At 67.8% G+C, this 17,390-nt stretch carries 9 protein-coding genes; 3 read left to right on the forward strand and 6 right to left on the reverse strand.

Annotated elements, in window-relative coordinates; genetic code table 11:
* Nucleotides 1–316 precede the first annotated feature (316 nt).
* Nucleotides 317–3,667, reverse strand: a complete 3,351-nt coding sequence (locus tag EX88_RS0104650; RefSeq protein WP_031370839.1) for a hybrid sensor histidine kinase/response regulator — start codon at nucleotides 3,665–3,667, stop codon at nucleotides 317–319.
* 413 nt (nucleotides 3,668–4,080) lie between these two features.
* Complete coding sequence (locus tag EX88_RS0104655; protein WP_031370840.1) at nucleotides 4,081–6,267, reverse strand: TonB-dependent receptor; 2,187 nt, start codon at nucleotides 6,265–6,267, stop codon at nucleotides 4,081–4,083.
* 316 nt (nucleotides 6,268–6,583) lie between these two features.
* Between EX88_RS0104655 and EX88_RS0104660 the strand changes: the two genes are divergently transcribed.
* The gene (locus EX88_RS0104660) at nucleotides 6,584–7,981 is read left to right on the forward strand and encodes a GntP family permease (protein WP_031370841.1); all 1,398 of its coding nucleotides are present in this window, start codon (nucleotides 6,584–6,586) and stop codon (nucleotides 7,979–7,981) included.
* Nucleotides 7,982–8,106: 125 nt separating this feature from the next.
* Here the strand turns inward: EX88_RS0104660 and EX88_RS0104665 are convergent, their stop codons facing one another.
* Nucleotides 8,107–10,194, reverse strand: a complete 2,088-nt coding sequence (locus tag EX88_RS0104665) for a S8 family serine peptidase (RefSeq protein WP_031370842.1) — start codon at nucleotides 10,192–10,194, stop codon at nucleotides 8,107–8,109.
* 513 nt (nucleotides 10,195–10,707) lie between these two features.
* Between EX88_RS0104665 and EX88_RS0104675 the strand changes: the two genes are divergently transcribed.
* Nucleotides 10,708–11,817, forward strand: coding sequence for a glycoside hydrolase family 99 protein (locus EX88_RS0104675; RefSeq protein ID WP_051884497.1), 1,110 nt, complete (start codon nucleotides 10,708–10,710; stop codon nucleotides 11,815–11,817).
* Between the two features lie 219 nt (nucleotides 11,818–12,036).
* On the opposite strand, the gene EX88_RS0104680 is transcribed toward EX88_RS0104675, so the two are convergent.
* A complete protein-coding gene (locus tag EX88_RS0104680; protein WP_031370844.1) occupies nucleotides 12,037–12,579 on the reverse strand; it encodes a response regulator transcription factor in 543 nt (180 codons plus the stop codon).
* Nucleotides 12,576–13,784, reverse strand: a complete 1,209-nt coding sequence (locus tag EX88_RS0104685; protein ID WP_051884499.1) for an ATP-binding protein — start codon at nucleotides 13,782–13,784, stop codon at nucleotides 12,576–12,578. The genes EX88_RS0104680 and EX88_RS0104685 overlap by 4 nt, the downstream gene beginning before the upstream one ends.
* 243 nt (nucleotides 13,785–14,027) lie before the next feature.
* Here EX88_RS0104685 and EX88_RS0104690 point away from each other — a divergent pair, with 243 nt between their 5' ends.
* Nucleotides 14,028–14,438 (forward strand): hypothetical protein, encoded by a 411-nt coding sequence (locus EX88_RS0104690; protein WP_031370846.1) that lies wholly within the window; start codon nucleotides 14,028–14,030, stop codon nucleotides 14,436–14,438.
* A gap of 92 nt (nucleotides 14,439–14,530) precedes the next feature.
* Here EX88_RS0104690 and EX88_RS0104695 read toward each other — a convergent pair whose 3' ends face one another.
* The gene (locus EX88_RS0104695) at nucleotides 14,531–17,272 is read right to left on the reverse strand and encodes a TonB-dependent receptor plug domain-containing protein (protein ID WP_031370847.1); all 2,742 of its coding nucleotides are present in this window, start codon (nucleotides 17,270–17,272) and stop codon (nucleotides 14,531–14,533) included.
* Nucleotides 17,273–17,390: the final 118 nt, after the last annotated feature.

Here is a 17,390-nt window from a genome sequence, read left to right on the forward strand (position 1 = left end):
CCGCTCGACCCCGGATTCCTTGGTGGCGTCTAGCGTCGGACACTCGCGCCGTCAAGACTGCGCACGCCATCGCGGATCGTGATAGGCCTGCGACGAAGCACGCGGCACAGACCTTGGCACATTCAGGCTGTTTATCGTTTTCGCGGCCCGTGTTGTCCACACAGCCTGTGGACAAGCCTGCGGACAGTTCTCTTCCAACCACTCGCAACGCATTGCTACGCAAGCATTGCAATAGGGTTGGCTAGAAAATGACCACCAAATTTCCTTGACTTTGCTCACGCTTGGTCACCACCCGAATTGGGCGCGGCGATGGCGCTCAGCGCTCGATTCCGCCGGCGGCGAGCAAACGGTCGAGCACCGATTTCAGGGCCAGCGGCTTGACCGGTTTGGCCAGCAGCGACCAGCCGGCGGCATGCACCGATTGCCGCACCGCAGCACCGGTGTCGGCGCTCAGCAGCAGGCAGGGCCGTGCGCCGAACTCGTCACTGAGCCGCTGCGCCAGGGCCACGCCGGTGTCGTCGTCGTCGAGGTGGTAGTCGAACAGCCACAGCGCCGCGGGCTGCTCGCGCATGGCCCGGCGCGCGTCCTCGCCGACGCTGGCGGTGACCACCGCGCAGCCCCAGCGCCGCAGCGTCTCGCTCAATGCGCCCAAGGCCTGCGGATCGTTGTCGACCGCGAGCACGCGCAGCCCGGCGATGCCGCGCGCCGCGCCGGCGGACGCGATCGGCTGCGATGCGATCGGTTGCGGCACGGGCAGGCTCGGCACGCGTACGCCGAACGCGGTGCCGTGGCCGACGCGGCTGTGCAGGCTCAGCGGCGCGTTGAGCAATTGCGCAATGCGGTCGGCGATCGACAGGCCCAGGCCGAGGCCCTGCCCCGGCGCGTCCTCGCCACGGCGGAATTCCTCGAAGATCATCGTGCGCTGGTCGGCCGCGATGCCCGGGCCGCTGTCGTGCACTTCGATCGACAGGCCGCCACCGCGCCGACGCACGCCGATCAACACCCGACCCTGCGCGGTGTAGCGCACCGCATTGGCGAGGAAGTTCTGCAATACGCGGCGCAGCAACTGCGGGTCGCTGCGGGTCCAGGCGCGCGAGGCGACATAGCGGAAACGCAGGCCGCGCGCGGCGGCGATCGCGCCGAACTCCGAGGCCAACGGCTCCAGCACTTCGGCCAGCGGAAACTCGCGCGGCTGCGGCACCAGGCCGCCGGCCTGCAAACGCGACATGTCGAGCAAACCGGTCAACAGATCGCCGGTGGAATCGAGCGCGCCGCCGATCTGGGCCACGGTTTCGCGTTGCGCCGGCTCGGCGACCTGCTGCGCCAAGGCATCGGTGAACAACTGCGCGGCATGCAGGGGCTGCATCAGGTCGTGGCCGACCGCGGCGAGGAAGCGGCTCTTGGCTTCGTTGGCACGCTCGGCCTCGCGGGTCGCCACTTCCAGGTCGGCGGTGCGCTCGGCGACGCGCTGCTCCAGGGTTTCGTTGGCCTGGATCAGGCCGGCCTCGGCGCGCCGGAACGCGGTGACGTCGGTGAAAGTCGCGACGAAGCCGCCGCCGGGCATCGGGTTGCCGCGGATTTCGATGATGCTGCCGTCGGCGAGCACGCGCTCGGACAAATGCGCGGTGCCCGCGCGCATGAAGGCCAGGCGCCGTTCCAGCGAATATTCGATATCGGCCTGCATCGGCAGGCGCTGCATCGCCCAGCGCGCGAGATCGGCGATCGGCCGGCCGACCTGCAGCAACTCGGCCGGATAGCCGAACAGCTCGGCATAACGGCGGTTCCAGGCGACCAGGCGCAGTTGCGCGTCGACCACGCTGATGCCTTGGCTCATGTTCTGCAACGCCGCTTCCAGCAGACGCTGGTTGAAACGCAGGTCGGCCGAGGCCTCGCCGACGATCGCCGCCACGGTGTCGAGATCGCGCCCGGCTTCGCGCCGCGCCGCGTCCAGCAGCACCCGCGCCGAGGCCGAACCCAGCACCGCGGCCAGTTCGCGTTCGACCCCTGCTTCGACCGTGGCATCGACCGCGCCGCCGGCCGGCACCCCGTCGAGCAATTGCGCGACTCTTTCGCGCGACAGAAAGCGCAGGCCGGCGTCGCGCAAGGTCTGTGCATCGAGCCCGCGGCGCGCATGGCGCGGCGATTCGCGCCGCCACAGCGCCGCCAGCACGGTGGTCAGGGTGCCGATGAACAGACTGACGCCGACCGCGCGACCGAGCCGGCTCCAGCCGGTCAGGCCGAACAAACGTTCCGGCGCCAGCCAATGCCAACCGAACGGCCCCTCGTGCAGCCACGACGGCGCGATACCGCGCGCTTCGTACAACAGCGGCAGCAGCAACACCCAGGCCCAGGCCGCGAAGCCGGCGACGATGCCGGCGAAGGCCGCGCGCGCCGGCGTCTGCGGCCGCCACACCGCGAACGCGAGCGCCGGCGCCAGGGTCGCCAATGCCGAGAACGACACCGCGCCGACGTCGGCCAGCGCCTCGCTGCCGGCGATCAGGCGGCTATAGCCCCAGGCCAACAGCATGATCGCGACGATGCCGGCGCGGCGCAGCGCGAGCACGCGCCCGCGCAAGTCGTCGTTGCGTGCCCAGGCGCCGCGCAGCAGGCCCGGCGCGAACCAGTGGTTGCCGATCATCAGGCTCAGGGTCAGGGTGCTGACCACGACCATGCCGGTGGCGGCGCTGAGCCCACCGAGGAAGGCGAACAGCGCCAGCGATTCGTGCCCTTGCGCCAGCGGCAGGGCCAGCACGTACAGGTCCGACGGCACCTGGGTGCCCAGCAGGGACTGGCCGACCTTGGCCAGCGGCAGCACCGGCAAGGCGATCAACAACAGATACAGCGGGAACTGCCAACGTGCGGTGCGCACGTCGGCTTCATCGCGGCATTCGACCACTGCGACGTGGAACTGGTGCGGCAGGATGAACATCGCCAGCCCGCCGAGCAGCACCAGCGGCACGAAACCGCCGGCCGGCTGCGCCGGTGCGTCGACGGCGACCGTCGCGGCTTGCGGCAGATCGCCGAGGCCGAACCAGACGAAGGCGCCGAGCGCGAGCATTGCGGCGAGCTTGAACACCGACTCGAACGCCATCGCCAGGACCAGGCCGCGGTTGTGCTCGGCCGCGCTGGCGCGGCGGGTGCCGAACAACATCGCGAACAAGGCCATCGCCAGGGCCACGTACAGCGCGCTGTCGCGCCAGGCCGGCAGCGCGCCGCCGTCGGTCGCGCGCGTGGTCAGCATCGCGAAGCTCATCGCCACGGCCTTGAGCTGCAGGGCGATGTAGGGGATCAGGCCGAGCGCGGCGATCAAGGTCACCAGCGCGGCAAGCCAGGCGTCCTTGCCCAGGCGCGTGGCGATCAGGTCGGCCAGCGAGGTCGCGTTGGTTTCGCGCGCCAGCTTGACCAGTTTGACCATGAAACCGAGCGCGAGCGCGTAGAACAGGATCGAGCCGAGGAAGGTCGGCGGCAACGGCCAACCGTAACGCGCCGCCTGCGTGACCGTGCCGTAGAAGGTCCACGAGGTGCAGTGCACCGCGAGCGACAGCGCATAGATGTGGCGCCAATGCCGCGCCAGCACGTTCGGCCGCCGCTCGGCGAACAGCGCGGTGCCGAACATCAGCGCCAGCCAGGCCAGGCTGGCGAAGGCGACGACGGTAAGGCTCAGCATGAGGCGGCGACGGGAGGCATCGGCGCAGGATAGCGCAGCGGTTCGGTGCGGCGGATGGGCCTGCGGATGAAAAGGGGTCGCTTTGGCTACGCGAAGCGAAGGCTGGGCAAAAGCAAATCCCCCCTACCCCCCTCAACAAAAGGGGGAACAGCATGGGCTTTGGGTGGGGAACGAATCTCCCGGAAGCACTTCCCTGTTTACAAGAGAGAACGGCACGAGCTTCGGGATCGAACGAATCGTCCCGAAGTACCTCCCCCTTTGGAAAAGGGGGACCGAGGGGGATTTGCTCTCGGCTCTCGGCTCTCGGCTTTCACTTCTCAATATCCGACCCAAGCCAAACAAAACGAATCCCCGCCATCCGTGGCAGAGGATTCACGCCGTCACGGCGACGTCGTCGGTCGCCGCGGCAACGATCAGAACGCGTACTTCACCGACAGCGTGTACTGGCGCGGCGGGCCGTAGAAGCCGGTGTAGACGCCCAAGGCCGAGTTGAGGCTGTAACCGGTGGTGCGGTATTCCTTGTCGGCCAGGTTGGTGCCCTGCAGCGACACCGTCCACGGGCCCGGGCTCTTCCAGGTCACGCCGGCGTTGACCAGGCCATAGCCGTCCTGGGTGATCGGCACTGCGCCGGTACGGATGATCTCGGTGGTCGCCACCACGTCGCTCTGGTAGCTGTAGCCCACGCGCGCCGACAGATTGCTGCCGTTGCTCAGGTCGGTGCGGTACTCGACGTTGAGCGCGCCGGAGAAGTCCGGGGCGTTGGTGAACTCCTGCTCGTTGGCGATGTTGACGCCGGCATAGATGAATTCGTCGTACTTGGCGTCGAGCCAGGCCAGGTTGCCCGAGATCAGCCAATGCTCGTTCGGCAGCCACTGGTATTCGACTTCCAGGCCCTGCACCGTGCCGGAGCCTGCGTTGGTGAAATCGCCGAAAAAGGCATCGTTGGTGCCGTCGCCGTTGCTGTCGTAGGCGGTGAACACCGACAACTGGATGTCTTTGTAGTCGTTGTGGAAATAGGCCAGGTTCAAGAACAGGCGCTGATCGAAGAAGGCCATCTTGCTGCCGACTTCGAAGCTGTCGACGACCTCGTCGTCGAAGGGCTCGGCCGAGCGCGGCACCGCGGCGGCCTGTGCGCGGATGTTGTAGCCGCCGGACTTGAAGCCGCGCGTGGCCAGGCCGTACAGCAGAATGTCGGGCGCGATCTGGTAGTCGAGCGAGATCTTCGGCGAGGTGTTCTTGAAATTGATCTTGCGGTCGAAATTCGCCGCGACCAGGCCGTTGGGCACGCTGAAGCTGGCGTCGCGGTAGCCGCGGTTGAGCACCTTGGCGCGCTTGTCCTCGTCGGTGTAGCGCACGCCGACGTCGAGCTTGAGCTTGTCGGTAAGATCGAAGGTCCAGTCGGCATAAGCGGCGATGCTCTCGGTGAAGACCGTGCCCTGGGTGTCGCCGAAGCTGGCGTTGAAGAAGTTGTTGAGCACCTGGCCGCCGGCCTCGCCGTCGAAGGCGTACACGCCCATGACACCGCGGGCGCGGCCGCCGCCGTCGTAGTTGGCCTGCAGCTCGTGGGTGATCTGCTGGTCGCTGTAGAACGCCTTCACGTCGGCAATCTTGTTCTGCAGAGTGTCGAAGTCGATGTTGGTCTCGGTGTCCGACTCGCGCTTGGCCAGCACGTACTTGAAGCTCCAGTCTTCGCTGGCGCGCCAATTGACCGTCGCCGACGCGCCCTTGATGGTGGTGTCGTTGATGTTGGGCATGCCGCTGCGGATGTCGTAGCGCGAATTCAGCGGCGCCTGGCCCGGGGCGAAACGGTTGGCGGCGAGCATCTTGGCGCCGCGCACGCCGGACTGGTCGTCCATCCAGTCGAAGGCGAACTGGATATCGAGGGCATCGCTGACGTAGGCGCCGAGGCTGCCGCGCAGGGCGAGAATCTCTTTATCGCTGACGTCCTGGCCGGTAACCACGTTCTCGCCAAAACCGTCGCGGTTGAGGCTGGCCACCGAGAGGCGGCCGCGCAGGGTGGCATCGCCGCCCTGGGTGCTGCCGCCGATCGGGCCGGCGATCGCCGCCTTGACGTCGAGCTGGCCGTAGTTGCCGACCGTGACCGAAGCGAAGCCGTCGAGCGAAGTCGGCAGGCCGCGCGAGATGTACTTGATCGCGCCGCCGATGGTGTTCTTGCCGTACAGCGTGCCCTGCGGGCCGCGCAGCACTTCGATGCGCTCGACGTCGAACACGTCGAGCAAGGCCCCCTGCGGACGGGCGATGTAGACATCGTCCATGTAGATGCCGACGCCCGGGTCGACGCCCCACAGCGGATCGGACTGGCCGACGCCGCGGATATAAGCGGTGATGGTGCTGCTGGAGCCGCGCGCGGCGTAGATGGTCAGATTGGGCACCTGCGCGTCGAGGTCGCTGAGGTCTTCGACATTGAGCCGATCCAGCGCCTCGGGCGTGAACGCGGTGATCGCGACCGGCACCTCCTGCAAGGTCTCCTCGCGCTTGCGCGCGGTCACGGTGATCGAACCCAGCGTCTTGGCCTGCGCCTCGGCGGCCGGCGCGGCTTCCTGCGCCCAGGCGGCCGGCGCCAGCAACGCGCCGGCGATGGCCAGGCTCAACGTGCTGTGACCGATCTTGCTGCGTGTCTGCTTGCCTTGCTTCACGTGTGTCTCTCCCCTTGTAGCGGCCGTTTGCAGCAGCCGTTCGTAGCGATCGCGATGGGCCGGTGTCCGCACCGCCGCCATTCCGCCCCCACGCGAGAATGGCGGCGGCAGCTGGACGAAGGCCCCCGTCATGCCGCGCAGACTATGAGGACGCGGTCACGCCGGGCAGCTGTACCTTCGGACAATGCCCCGTCCGCCCGCGCTTGCCGACACTGCGCGCACCGACGGGCCTGGACGTTCGTCACGGGGAAACAAACCGATGGCGTTCGTGATCGTGCTGGCCGCGCTGTGCTTTCTGATGTATGTCGCCTATCGCGGCCACAGCGTGATCCTGTTCGCGCCGGTGGCGGCGCTCGGCGCAGTGCTGCTGACCGACCCGAGCCTGGTCGCGCCGATGTTCACCGGCCTGTTCATGGACAAGATGGTCGGCTTCCTCAAGCTGTATTTCCCGGTGTTCCTGCTCGGCGCGGTGTTCGGCAAGCTGATCGAGGTCTCGGGCTTCTCGAAATCGATCGTCGCCGCGACCATCCGCCTGCTCGGGCGCGAACGCGCCATGCTGTCGATCGTCGCGGTCTGCGCCCTGCTCACCTACGGCGGCGTGTCGCTGTTCGTGGTGGTGTTCGCGGTGTATCCCTTCGCCGCCGAGCTGTTCCGCCAGAGCGACATTCCCAAGCGCCTGATCCCCGGCACCATCGCGCTCGGCGCGTTCACCTTCACCATGGACGCGTTGCCGGGCACGCCGCAGATCCAGAACATCATCCCGACCGCGTTCTTCGGCACCGACACCTGGGCCGCGCCCTGGCTGGGCCTGATCGGCGGCGTGTTCATCCTGATCGTCGGCCTGCTCTATCTGAACTGGCGCCGCCGCGTGGCGCTGCGCGCCGGCGAAGGCTACGGCGAGAATCTGATCAACGAGCCGGCGCCGTTCGCCGGCGGCCGCCTCGCCCATCCGGCGGTCGCGATCCTGCCGCTGCTGCTGGTCGGCATCGCCAACAAAGCGTTCAGCGTGTGGCTGCCGCAGGTGTACGGCGCTCGACACAGTTTCGACCCGGCGGTCATCGGCGACGCCGCGCCGGTAGTGCAGGAGGTGTCGAAAATCGCCGCGATCTGGGCGGTCGAAGGCGCGCTGTTGATCGGCATCGCCGCGGTGGTCGTCTTTGCCTGGAAGCCGGTGACGGTGAGCTTCGCCGAAGGCAGCAAGGCGGCGATCGGCGGCGCCCTGCTCGCGGCGATGAACACCGCCAGCGAATACGGTTTCGGCGCGGTCATCGCCGCGCTGCCGGGCTTCCTGGTGGTCGCCAATGCCCTGGCCGCGATTCCGAACCCGCTGGTCAACGAAGCGGTCACGGTGACCGCCCTGGCCGGCATCACCGGCTCGGCCTCGGGCGGCATGAGCATCGCGCTCGCGGCCATGGCCGACAGCTTCATCGCCAACGCCAACGCCGCCGGCATCCCGATGGAAGTGCTGCACCGCGTCGCCGCGATGGCCTCCGGCGGCATGGACACCCTGCCGCACAACGGCGCGGTCATCACCCTGCTGGCGGTGACCGGCCTGACCCATCGCCAGGCCTACAAGGACGTGTTCGCGATCACCCTGATCAAGACCATGGCGGTGTTCGTGGTGATCGGGGTGTTCTATGCGACCGGGGTGGTGTGAGGCCGGCGTTGCGGCGGCTCATCGATCGTTCGTTGCGTATCGATCTGCCCTTACCTCACCTCATCCGCCCTCACCCCCACCCCTCTCCCGCACGCGGGAGAGGGGCTTTAAGCGGGTAGGAAGGCTCAACCCGCGCAGTTGTAGCAGACCAGGGCGAAGTCCTGGTCGGTGTCGTCGCCGGCGTTCGGCAGTGCGTTGGAGTTGATGTCGGTCGCGCGCACTTCGACGTTGACGCTGCCGCCATGCTGCGCGGCCTGCAGGAACACGCCCTCGCCGTTGTTCCTGGCATCGGCGCTGCCGCCGGTGACCGACCAGCCGCTGCTGGAGAAAACGTTACCGAGGTAAGTGCTGGCGCCGGCGGTGACGCGCAGATCGAGGTTATTGTTCCAGGCTGGGGTGGTGCCGCCGAGGCCATGGCCGGGCGCATCGGTCCAGACCAGCATGATCCGGATCGGCTTACTCGGGTCGGCCGCGGTGAAGGTCCTCGTCCAGGTCTCGCCGCTGGCATTGAACACACGGCTCTGATCGACGTATTGCACGCTCTGCGCCGGCTGCAGCACCGGCTTGATCAGCATCCGCCCCCAGCCCTGCTTGCTGTCGGGCGCGGTGCCGAGGGTGCCGCCGTCGGCATCGAGACGGCCGATCAGGTTCTGCGCGACCGCGGTATAAGCGGCCTTGGTCAACGCCGGGCTCGGATCGACGCCGAAGCGTGCGCGGTAGTACTGCACGAACAAGGCGCTGGCGCCGGCGACCTGCGGCGAGGCCATGCTGGTGCCGCACATCAGGCCGTGGCCGCTCGCGCTGTTGGCCGAGTCGATCGAACACCCCGGCGCGACCATGCTCGGTATGCGCCGGCCATCGAGCGCCGGCCCGTGCGCGGTGTTGCTGGACAAGTCGTTGATCGCGGTCAGCTGCACCGTGGCCGAGGTCTGTCCCTTGGTCGAGCCGATGGTGAAGGTGTTCTTGGCTTCGTCCGGCGTGCCCTGGCTCTGGGTGCCGCCGTTGCCGTTCATGAACGACAGCACGTAGTTCAGCGGCTGATCGCCGGGCGCATCGGGGTCGGCATCGCGCACGCCGACATCGACCTGGCGGGTGGCGTTGTCGTAACCGCGCGGCGAACCGGCCGGGCCCCAGCTGTTGCCGGAGATCACCGCGCGGTTGCGCACCGACTGGGTCATCAACAGCAACATGCCGCCGGCCTGGCTGTAGGTCGGCGAATAACGCTGCTCGACCAACTTGGCGCCCGGCGCCACGCCGAGACCGCGGCGGAAGCTGCCGTTCGGCGTGGTCGCGTTGACGTTCGATGCGCCGTCGCCGGCCATGATCGCCGCGGTGTGGGTGCCGTGCGCGCTGCTCGCCGCCGCGCCGCAGGTGCTGCCCACGCAGGCGGTCATGCGCGCGGCCAGGTCGGGATGGGTGTGGTAGATGCCGCTGTCGACGTTGGCCATAGTCACGCCGCTGCCGTCGACGCCGATGGACGTCAGATAAGCGCGATAACCGGGCAAGGCGAAATTGCTCGCGTTGACGTTGCCGGCGTTGATCTGGCTGCTGATCTCGCCGCGCAGGCCGCCGTCGGTCGGCACGCTCTGCACGCTGTAAACGCCGGGCGTCTGCGCCAGCGCCGAGAGGCGGTCGGCCGACAACCGCAGAGTCTGCGCCTGCAGATGACGATCGATCGCATGCGCCTCGGCGCCGACCTTGCTCGCACCGAGCACGTTCAATGCAGTGACGAAGCCGGAGTTGCCGCGGCGGCTGACGACATCGACCTCGACCGGCCCGGCCGCGGCCTTGCGCAGGTCGGCCTTGCGCAGTTCTGGTTGCACCCGATACGCGGGCAGGAAATCGCCGCTCCAGCGCACTTCAGGGCGGCCGGCAAGCCGCGACAAAGCATCGCGACGGCCCCAGGCGACATAAGTGTAGGGATGGACGTACTGCACCGGCTCCAGGCCGGCACGACGCAGTTCGTCGAGCCAGGCCTGGCGCACCGGGCCGCCGAACTGGATCAGGCGCCAGTCTTCGCCATCGGCGCGCGCGCGGCCCCAGGCGCTGCTGGGCTGCACCGGCGTGGATGCGAGCGGGTCGAAACGCAATCCGCCCAGATCGAGTTCGAAACGCGGATCGGCGCCCGGCGAGGCGGCCGGAGCGGAAGAAGCGGTGGCGGCGAAGCCGATCGCTACGGCGATGGCGAGATGCAACAGACGACGGTCGGTCATGCGAGTTCTCCGATGGATCGATGGAACGCCGTCGGCGACGACGGCGGCTCGGGTTAGAGAAGTGCTGAAGAGCGACTGCGGGCGTCCCTGCTGCTGGCGTCGTGGGACGGCTACCGACACTGCGCCCGCGCCGGGGCGGCGTCCACGTGAATACGAACGGCGTTCCGCCGGCGACGTTGAGTGGCATCACAGAAAGCGATGCGCGCCGTTGGGTGCCGGCGGCCCGCGGCCGTGGCCTGAGACGGCGGTCGCGGCTTGCGCCGCGGCGGGGTTCGGCCGAAGCCAGGCCATCGGCCTTCAGCGCGACCGTCCGGCCATCCAAAAAATTCCAAACGAATCGAAAAATATTCGCCCTGGACGACGTGTCGGCGAGCGCAGCAGCGAAATCATCGGGGACCCGATGCGTTTCGACGATTTCGACAATGCCAAAACCGCGCGCTGCCGCTGCGCCGGCGCTGTGCGCGACGCGCGCGGCGTCCTATAGTCGGGCGGTCGCCGCTGCCCTACTCGTCCATGCGCCTGCTCTTACTGCGTTGCCTGTTGTCGATCGTCTCGCTGCTGTCGCCCTTGCTCGCCTCGGCGGCGGATGCGCCGCACGCATTGAATCCGCGCGCGATCGCCTTCTACTACAACTGGTACGGCAGCCCGACGCTCGACGGCGCGCCGCTGCATTGGGCACACGATGTATTGCGCGAGAACGACCGCGACCGGACGGCCAAGCGCCTGCCCGGCAACGGCGACATCTCGGCCAATTTCTATCCGCAACTCGGCGAATACAGCAGCGCCGACCCGGCGGTGATCGAGCGCCACATGGCGATGATCGCCTCGGCGCGGATCGGTGTGATCGCGGTGACCTGGCTCGGCGTCGACGACCCGAGCTACAAGAGCCTGCGCCCGCTGTTCGAAGCCGCACAGCGCCACGGCGTGCGCATCTGCTTCCAGATCGAGCCGGCCGCGCGCAAGACCGCCGCCGACGCGCGCGCCTCGATCCGCTATCTGGTCGAGACCTTCGGCGCGCATCCGGCCTTCTATCGCGATCCGGACAGTAAACGCCCGCTGTTCTTCGTCTACGACTCCTATGTCATCGACGCCAAGGACTGGGCCCAGGTGCTCGGCCGCGACGGTGCCGACAGCATCCGCGGCACCGCTTTCGATGCCGATGTGCTCGGGCTGTGGGTCGGCGCCGACGAGCATGCCTTCTTCGAGCAGTCCGGCTTCGACGGCTTCTACACCTATTTCGCCAGCCGCGGCTTCAGCTACGGCGCCACGCCCGAGCATTGGCCCGAGTTGCAGCGCTGGGCCAAGCAACACGGCAAGCTGTTCGTTCCTTCGGTCGGCCCGGGTTATATCGACACCCGCGTCCGCCCCTGGAATGCCAAGAACACGAAGGAGCGCGACGGCGGCCGCTATTACGACGCGATGTTCGAGGCGGCGATCGACAGCGGCGCGCCGTTCATCGGCATCACCTCGTTCAACGAATGGCACGAAGGCACCCAGATCGAACCGGCAGTCGCGTTCAAGCACGCCGCCTTCGAGTATCTGGATTACGCACCGCGGGCACCGGAGTATTACCTCGAACGCACCGCGCATTGGCTGCAGCGCTATAAGTCCGCCGCCGAATAGCGCCTCACCGCTTCAAGGGTAGGAGCGGCGTCCCACGGGGATTTCCTGCGGTCACAAGCCGCGACCGCGCCGCCGCAGAGCCGGCGCAACGCGATGTAAAAGGTCGTGGCTGAAGCGTTCCCCACCCTACCGGGCTGACGAAGCCGCTTGAGATAGCGCGGTCGCGGCTCGCGCCGCTCCTACCCTTTACAGGCGCCGCGTCTTGCGGATTCGTCGCGGCTATCGCTCGCGCACCGGCCGTTTGGCCAGGCGCCGCTGCAGGGTACGCCGATCGACGCCGAGCACGCGCGCGGCGGCGGAGACGTTGCCGCCGCATTCGGCCAAGACGCGCTGCACGTGTTCCCAGCCCTGGCGCCTCAACGACGGCGGGTCGAGCGGCGGTTCCGGCGGCGGCGCTTCGGCCGCGGGCGACTCGAACGACTGCGCCAACGCTTCGATGTCGAACGGCTTGGGCAGGTAGTTCCAGGCACCGCGCCGCATCGCGTCGACCGCGGTGGCGATGCTGGCGTAGCCGGTCGCGAGCACGATCCGCGCCTGCGGGCAGCGCTCGCGCAGGTCGCGGATCAGCAGCAGGCCGTTGTCGGCGCCGAGCTTGAGGTCGAGCAGGATGCCTTCGGGCGCGAACTCGTCCAGCGCCGCCAGCGCACTCGCCGCATCGTGGCGCGCCTGCACTTCGACGCCGCGACGCTGCAGCAAGCGCGCCAGCACCTGGCAGAAGGCCAGGTCGTCGTCGATCAACAGCATGCGTGCGGGCAGGCTCATGCCGGCGCCCCGGTCAGCGGCAGATCGACTTCGGTAACGCAGCCCCCGCCCTCGCGTTCGAACTGGCGCACGCGGCCGCGGCTGCGTTCGATGCTGGCCTTGGAGATCATCAGGCCGATGCCGAGCCCCGGCCCCTCGCTGTCGTGGCGCGGGCGCGCGGCAATGCCGGCGGGGCCGGCGCCGCGGTCGAGGATCGTCACCACCAACCAGCCCTCGCGCACCTGCGTGGCGACCTCGACCGGCTCGTCGCGGCCGCGCGCGGCATTGGCGTCGGCGGCGTTGTTGATCAGGTTGATCAGCGCCTGCGGCAAGGCCGCGTCGATGCGCACTTCGCGATCGGCGGCGCCGCCGCGGAACACCGCGGTCGCGTTCGGCCGCAGCAAACGCCAGCGATCGACGCAGGCGTGGACGAAACGGTCGGCGTCTTCGACGGTGGCTTCGCCGGCGGCGCCACGGCGCGCCATCTCGGCCAGCGCGCGCACATGGTCGCGGCAATGCGCGAGCTGGCCGCGCAGCAGTTCGACGTCCTCGCGCGCCGGCGGCGCGTCGCTGGCGATCCAGTCGTCGACCAACAGGCTCATCGTCGCCAGCGGCGTATTGAGTTCGTGCGCGGTGCCGGCGGCGAGCGAACCCAGCGCCGACAACGACTCGTCGCGGATCGCGCGTTCGCGCGCTTCCGACAATCGGCGGCGCTGGTCGCGCACGATGCTCATGAAGCGGCTCAGGACTACGCCCATGATCACCGCCGAAAGCAGGAAATTGACCCACATGCCGGTCACGTGCAGCTCGAAATCGCCGCCGTGCACGTGCGGCAGCGGCACGTGGTGTTGCAGCAGCCAGGTGTAGAGCGCCGCAGTCAGCACGGTCAGGCCGAGCATCGGCGCGATTTCCAGGCCGATCGCCGCCACCGCCACCGGCACCAGGTACAGCGACACGAAGGGGTTGGCCGGGCCGCCGGAGAAATACAGCAAGGCGGTCAAGGTCAGCAGATCGACCAGCAACTGCAGGATCAAGGCGCGCGCACCGGCGTTGCGATGGCGCAGCCACCACACATGACTGACCACGTTGAAGGCCAGCAGGCCGGCCGAAATCGCCAACAAGGGCCGTGCCGGAATCGGCAGATTCAGGCGCTCGACGACATAGGCGACCGTGAGCATCTGCCCGGCCACCGCCATGTATCGCAGGTAGATCAGCAGGTGCAGCAAAGGCGGAGTCCACGGAGCGGGAGCGGCGATTATCGCATCCGCGCCAATGCGCCCGCGGGCCGCCCCGGAGCCTGCGTCATCCGGTCGCAGCCGCGGCCCGCGGCCGCGGCGGGGACTCGTGACGGCCCTGTCAGTTCCGACAGCCCGCGGCCCCGCCCGATATCCGCGCGTTATCCTCGGCCGGGCCAGAATCGTCTGGCCACTTCAGGAACGGACCTCATGAAATCAAAGGGATTGGCTCTCATGAACACCCTGTTCGGCAGCGCGCTCGTCGCCGCCGCGGTCGCCGCCTCCGCATTCGCGCCGGCGGCCGCGCAGCAGATCGCACCCCAAGCCATCACCGGGCCGGTGCTGTATTGCTTCGTCAGCCCCAACGACCAACCGCCGGTGGGCAACTTCGGCCGCTGCACCTCGTTCTATCCGGCCAGCAGCTACACCGCCGCGTTCGAGATCCGCAATCTGCCGGCCGGCAGCTACAGCTATGTCTGGACCACCGAGCTGGGCCTGGTGCTGCCCTGCACCACTTCGCGCTGCAGCCAGCAGTACCGCGGCGGCATGGCGATCTCCGACATCGTCAACGTGACCTACACCAACCTGGCCACCGGCGAAGCCAAGACGCTGAGCCGCTCGCTGGCGATCAACGGGCCGTTCTGAGCGCAGGTTCGGCCACGTCCGCCGGATAAGAAAAAGCGGGCCGAGGCCCGCTTTTTCTTTGTCGATGCAGGACTCGCGCCTGTGCCGCGTCCTCAGCGGAAACGGTAGTCGAGCTCGAGCCAGAACTGACGGCCGTAGGGGTCGTAGTTGCCGACCGGATAGAACGGCCAGCCGCCGCCGCTGCGGTCCGCCGGCGGCTTGGAATCGCGCAGGTTGTTGACGATGAAGGCGATCGAACCGCGGTCGTTGAAGCGATACGAAACGCTGCCGTTGTAGCGCGTGTACGGCGCGATGCGGCCGCTGCCGTCGCTGTTGGGCAGGCTGCCGTAGCGCAGGGCGACGAGGTTCGAGCTCCAGGGGCCGATGTTCCAGGTCACGCCGGCATTGATCTTGCTGCGCCAATCGGTCGCGTCGAGCGAATCGCGGCGATCGGTCTTCTCGTCGTCGGAGAACTGCTGGTAATCGTGCTTGAGCACCAGGGTGTAGCCCAGGCGGCTGCTGAAGTCGCCGTAGCGGCCGGCGTTCCAACGGAAGTTGGTCTTCAGGTCGATGCCGTCGGTGCGTTCGGACGCGGCGTTGATCGCATTGATGAGCACGCGGCGAACCTGGTTCGGCTGCACCGCGGCATCGGCCGGGTTGCGCAGCACGCGGCTCAGCGCGTTCTGGCACAGCGGCGAGTTGATGTCGCGGCCCTCGCCGCCGACGGTCGCGCCAAGACGGCAATCGGCCTCCTCGCGCAGGATGCGGCTGCTGCTGAGGTTGGTGACTTCGTCCTCGAGACGGATGCTGTAGTAATCCAGCGAAACGTCGAAGCGTTCCGACGGCGACCAGACCAGGCCGAAGCCGTAGGACTTGCCGCTTTCCGGCTTCAGGTCGCGGTTGCCGGCGCTGGTGTAATCGATCGCCAGCCCCGAGTAATCGCAATTGTCGTAAGGCTGGCCGGCGGTGCGGCAACGCCAGTAGTCGGTCATGCCCGGGTTATAGCCGCGTGTTTCCGCGGCGAAGATGTAGTTCATGTCCGGCGCGCGGAAACTGGTCGAGGCGCTGCCGCGCAGCAGCAGGCTGTCGAAGGGGCGGTACTCGAGGCCGACGTTCCAGGTGCCCTTGCCGGATTTGCGCCCGGCGAAGCGGAACTCGTCGTAGCGCGCCGCCGCCGATGCGGTCAGGGTGCTGAAGATCGGCACGTTGATCTCGGCGCCGATCGCATAACGGTCGCGCTCGCCTTCGGCACGCGTACCCGAGCTGGTGTTCCAGAACGTGCCGTCGCCCAGGCGCGCATCGGGGCGGTTGCTGTAGCCCTGGTTGCCGGCTTCGAGCACGCCGGCGAAGCCGACCGTGCCGGCCGGCAGCTCGAACAGGTCGCCGTTGACGGTGAAGCTGAGGTTCTGGATCCAGGCGGCGTTCTCGCTTTCGTAGAAGCCGGTCAGGCGCTGGTAGTCGGCCGGCGTCAGCGGTTGGTACAGGCGCGAGGGACTCGGGTTGTACACGCCGATGCCGTTGCGCGTGCCCAGGCGCGGGCCGAGGTAGAACTCGTTGATGCCTTTCAGGAACTGGCGGCGCTTGGTGCGGTTCTCGTAGCGGCCGCGGTTGTAGGCGACCTCAAAGTCCCAACCCGACTCGCCGAAGCTGCCGCGCAGGCCGGTGGTGAACGCCCAGGAGCGTTCGAGGAAGCGATTGTTGTTGGCGTGCGCCGAGCCGATCTCTTCCGGGGCGATGCGGCGGTACCAGATTTCGTTGAGGCCGCTGGCCTGGTTGTAGAAATAGTTGTTGTCCGAAGTCCAGCTCGGCGCGCGGGTGTTGTTCTCGATGCTCGAAATGCCCAGTTGCAGGTCGGCGAACACCTCGGTGCGGTCGCTCAGACGCCAGGTCAACGAACCGTAGGCATCGGCGTTTTTCTTCTGGGTCTGCACGGTCCAGAACGCCGGCGAGGCCTCGTTGCTGCCGCAGTACCAGCCCTGGCGAGGATTGCGCGTGCGCTGCACCGAGCCGTGGTACAGCCCCGAGACCGCATCGCAGGCCGCGCCCGGGTCGATGAAACCGTTGCTCTGCGCGTTGCGCCGGAACGCCACCTGGGTCGGCAGCAGCGCCGTGCCGGAAGGTTGGTCGAGCAAGGAATCCATGAAGTCGCGCTGGTCGCCCCAGATCGCTTCGCGATGCAGCAGCTCGATGCCGAAGACCGCGTCGAACTTGTCGCCCGACAAACCGCTGACCACCTGCAGGCGCTGGTTCTGGCCGCCGCCCTGCTCGGTGCCGCCGACGCGCAGATTGACTTCGGTGCCTTCGAACTTGTCCTTGAGGATGATGTTGACCACGCCGGCGACCGCGTCCGAACCGTAGATCGCCGAGGCGCCGCCGGCCAGCACTTCGATGCGCTTGATCAGCGCGGTGGGAATGTTGGCGAGGTTGACGACGTTGACCGAACCCTCATACGCCAGCGGGTAATCGACCAGGCGCCGGCCGTTGACCAGCACCAGGGTGTGGTTGGGACCGAAGCCGCGCAGGTTGATGGTGTTGGCCGCGGGCGTGAAGGTATTGCCGAAATCCTCGCCCTGCACCGAGCCGGTGTTCTGGGTCAGCGCGCTGATCGCATCGAAGGCACTGCGATAACCCTGCGCGTCGATCTCTTCCTTGCTGATGATGGTGACCGGCGACGGCCCTTCCAGGGTTGCGCGCGGAATGCGCGAGCCGGTTACGACAACTTGTTCGAGATTGGTCGCGGCCCGGTCGGCCGGCGGTGCCTCCGCGGCCTGGACAGCGGACGCGGCCATCATGGGCAACGCCAGGGCGAGAACGACGGAAAGCGGACGGCGTTGCAGCCGCAGGACAGCGTGCATGGGGAATCCTTGGCAGAGGGGTGGGCCAGGCCGCCGGGTGTTGCGATCCCCGGACACTGGCGACTGGCGTTCGATTCATCTTTGTTGCTATGCAGCACACACAGAAATGAAGGCGCTG

It is taken from the genome of Lysobacter antibioticus (assembly GCF_000731095.1).
In the GTDB taxonomy this organism is placed as follows: Bacteria; Pseudomonadota; Gammaproteobacteria; order Xanthomonadales; family Xanthomonadaceae; genus Lysobacter; species Lysobacter antibioticus_B.

Bases quoted from the DNA above. Each gene is read 5' to 3' on its own strand.
- EX88_RS0104680 (WP_031370844.1), bottom strand. From the start codon at position 12,579: ATGAGCCTGCCCGCACGCATGCTGTTGATCGACGACGACCTGGCCTTC.
- EX88_RS0104665 (WP_031370842.1), bottom strand. From the start codon at position 10,194: ATGACCGACCGTCGTCTGTTGCATCTCGCCATCGCCGTAGCGATCGGC.
- EX88_RS0104660 (WP_031370841.1), top strand. From the start codon at position 6,584: ATGGCGTTCGTGATCGTGCTGGCCGCGCTGTGCTTTCTGATGTATGTC.
- EX88_RS0104695 (WP_031370847.1), bottom strand. From the start codon at position 17,272: ATGCACGCTGTCCTGCGGCTGCAACGCCGTCCGCTTTCCGTCGTTCTC.
- EX88_RS0104675 (WP_051884497.1), top strand. From the start codon at position 10,708: ATGCGCCTGCTCTTACTGCGTTGCCTGTTGTCGATCGTCTCGCTGCTG.
- EX88_RS0104650 (WP_031370839.1), bottom strand. From the start codon at position 3,667: ATGCTGAGCCTTACCGTCGTCGCCTTCGCCAGCCTGGCCTGGCTGGCG.
- EX88_RS0104690 (WP_031370846.1), top strand. From the start codon at position 14,028: ATGAACACCCTGTTCGGCAGCGCGCTCGTCGCCGCCGCGGTCGCCGCC.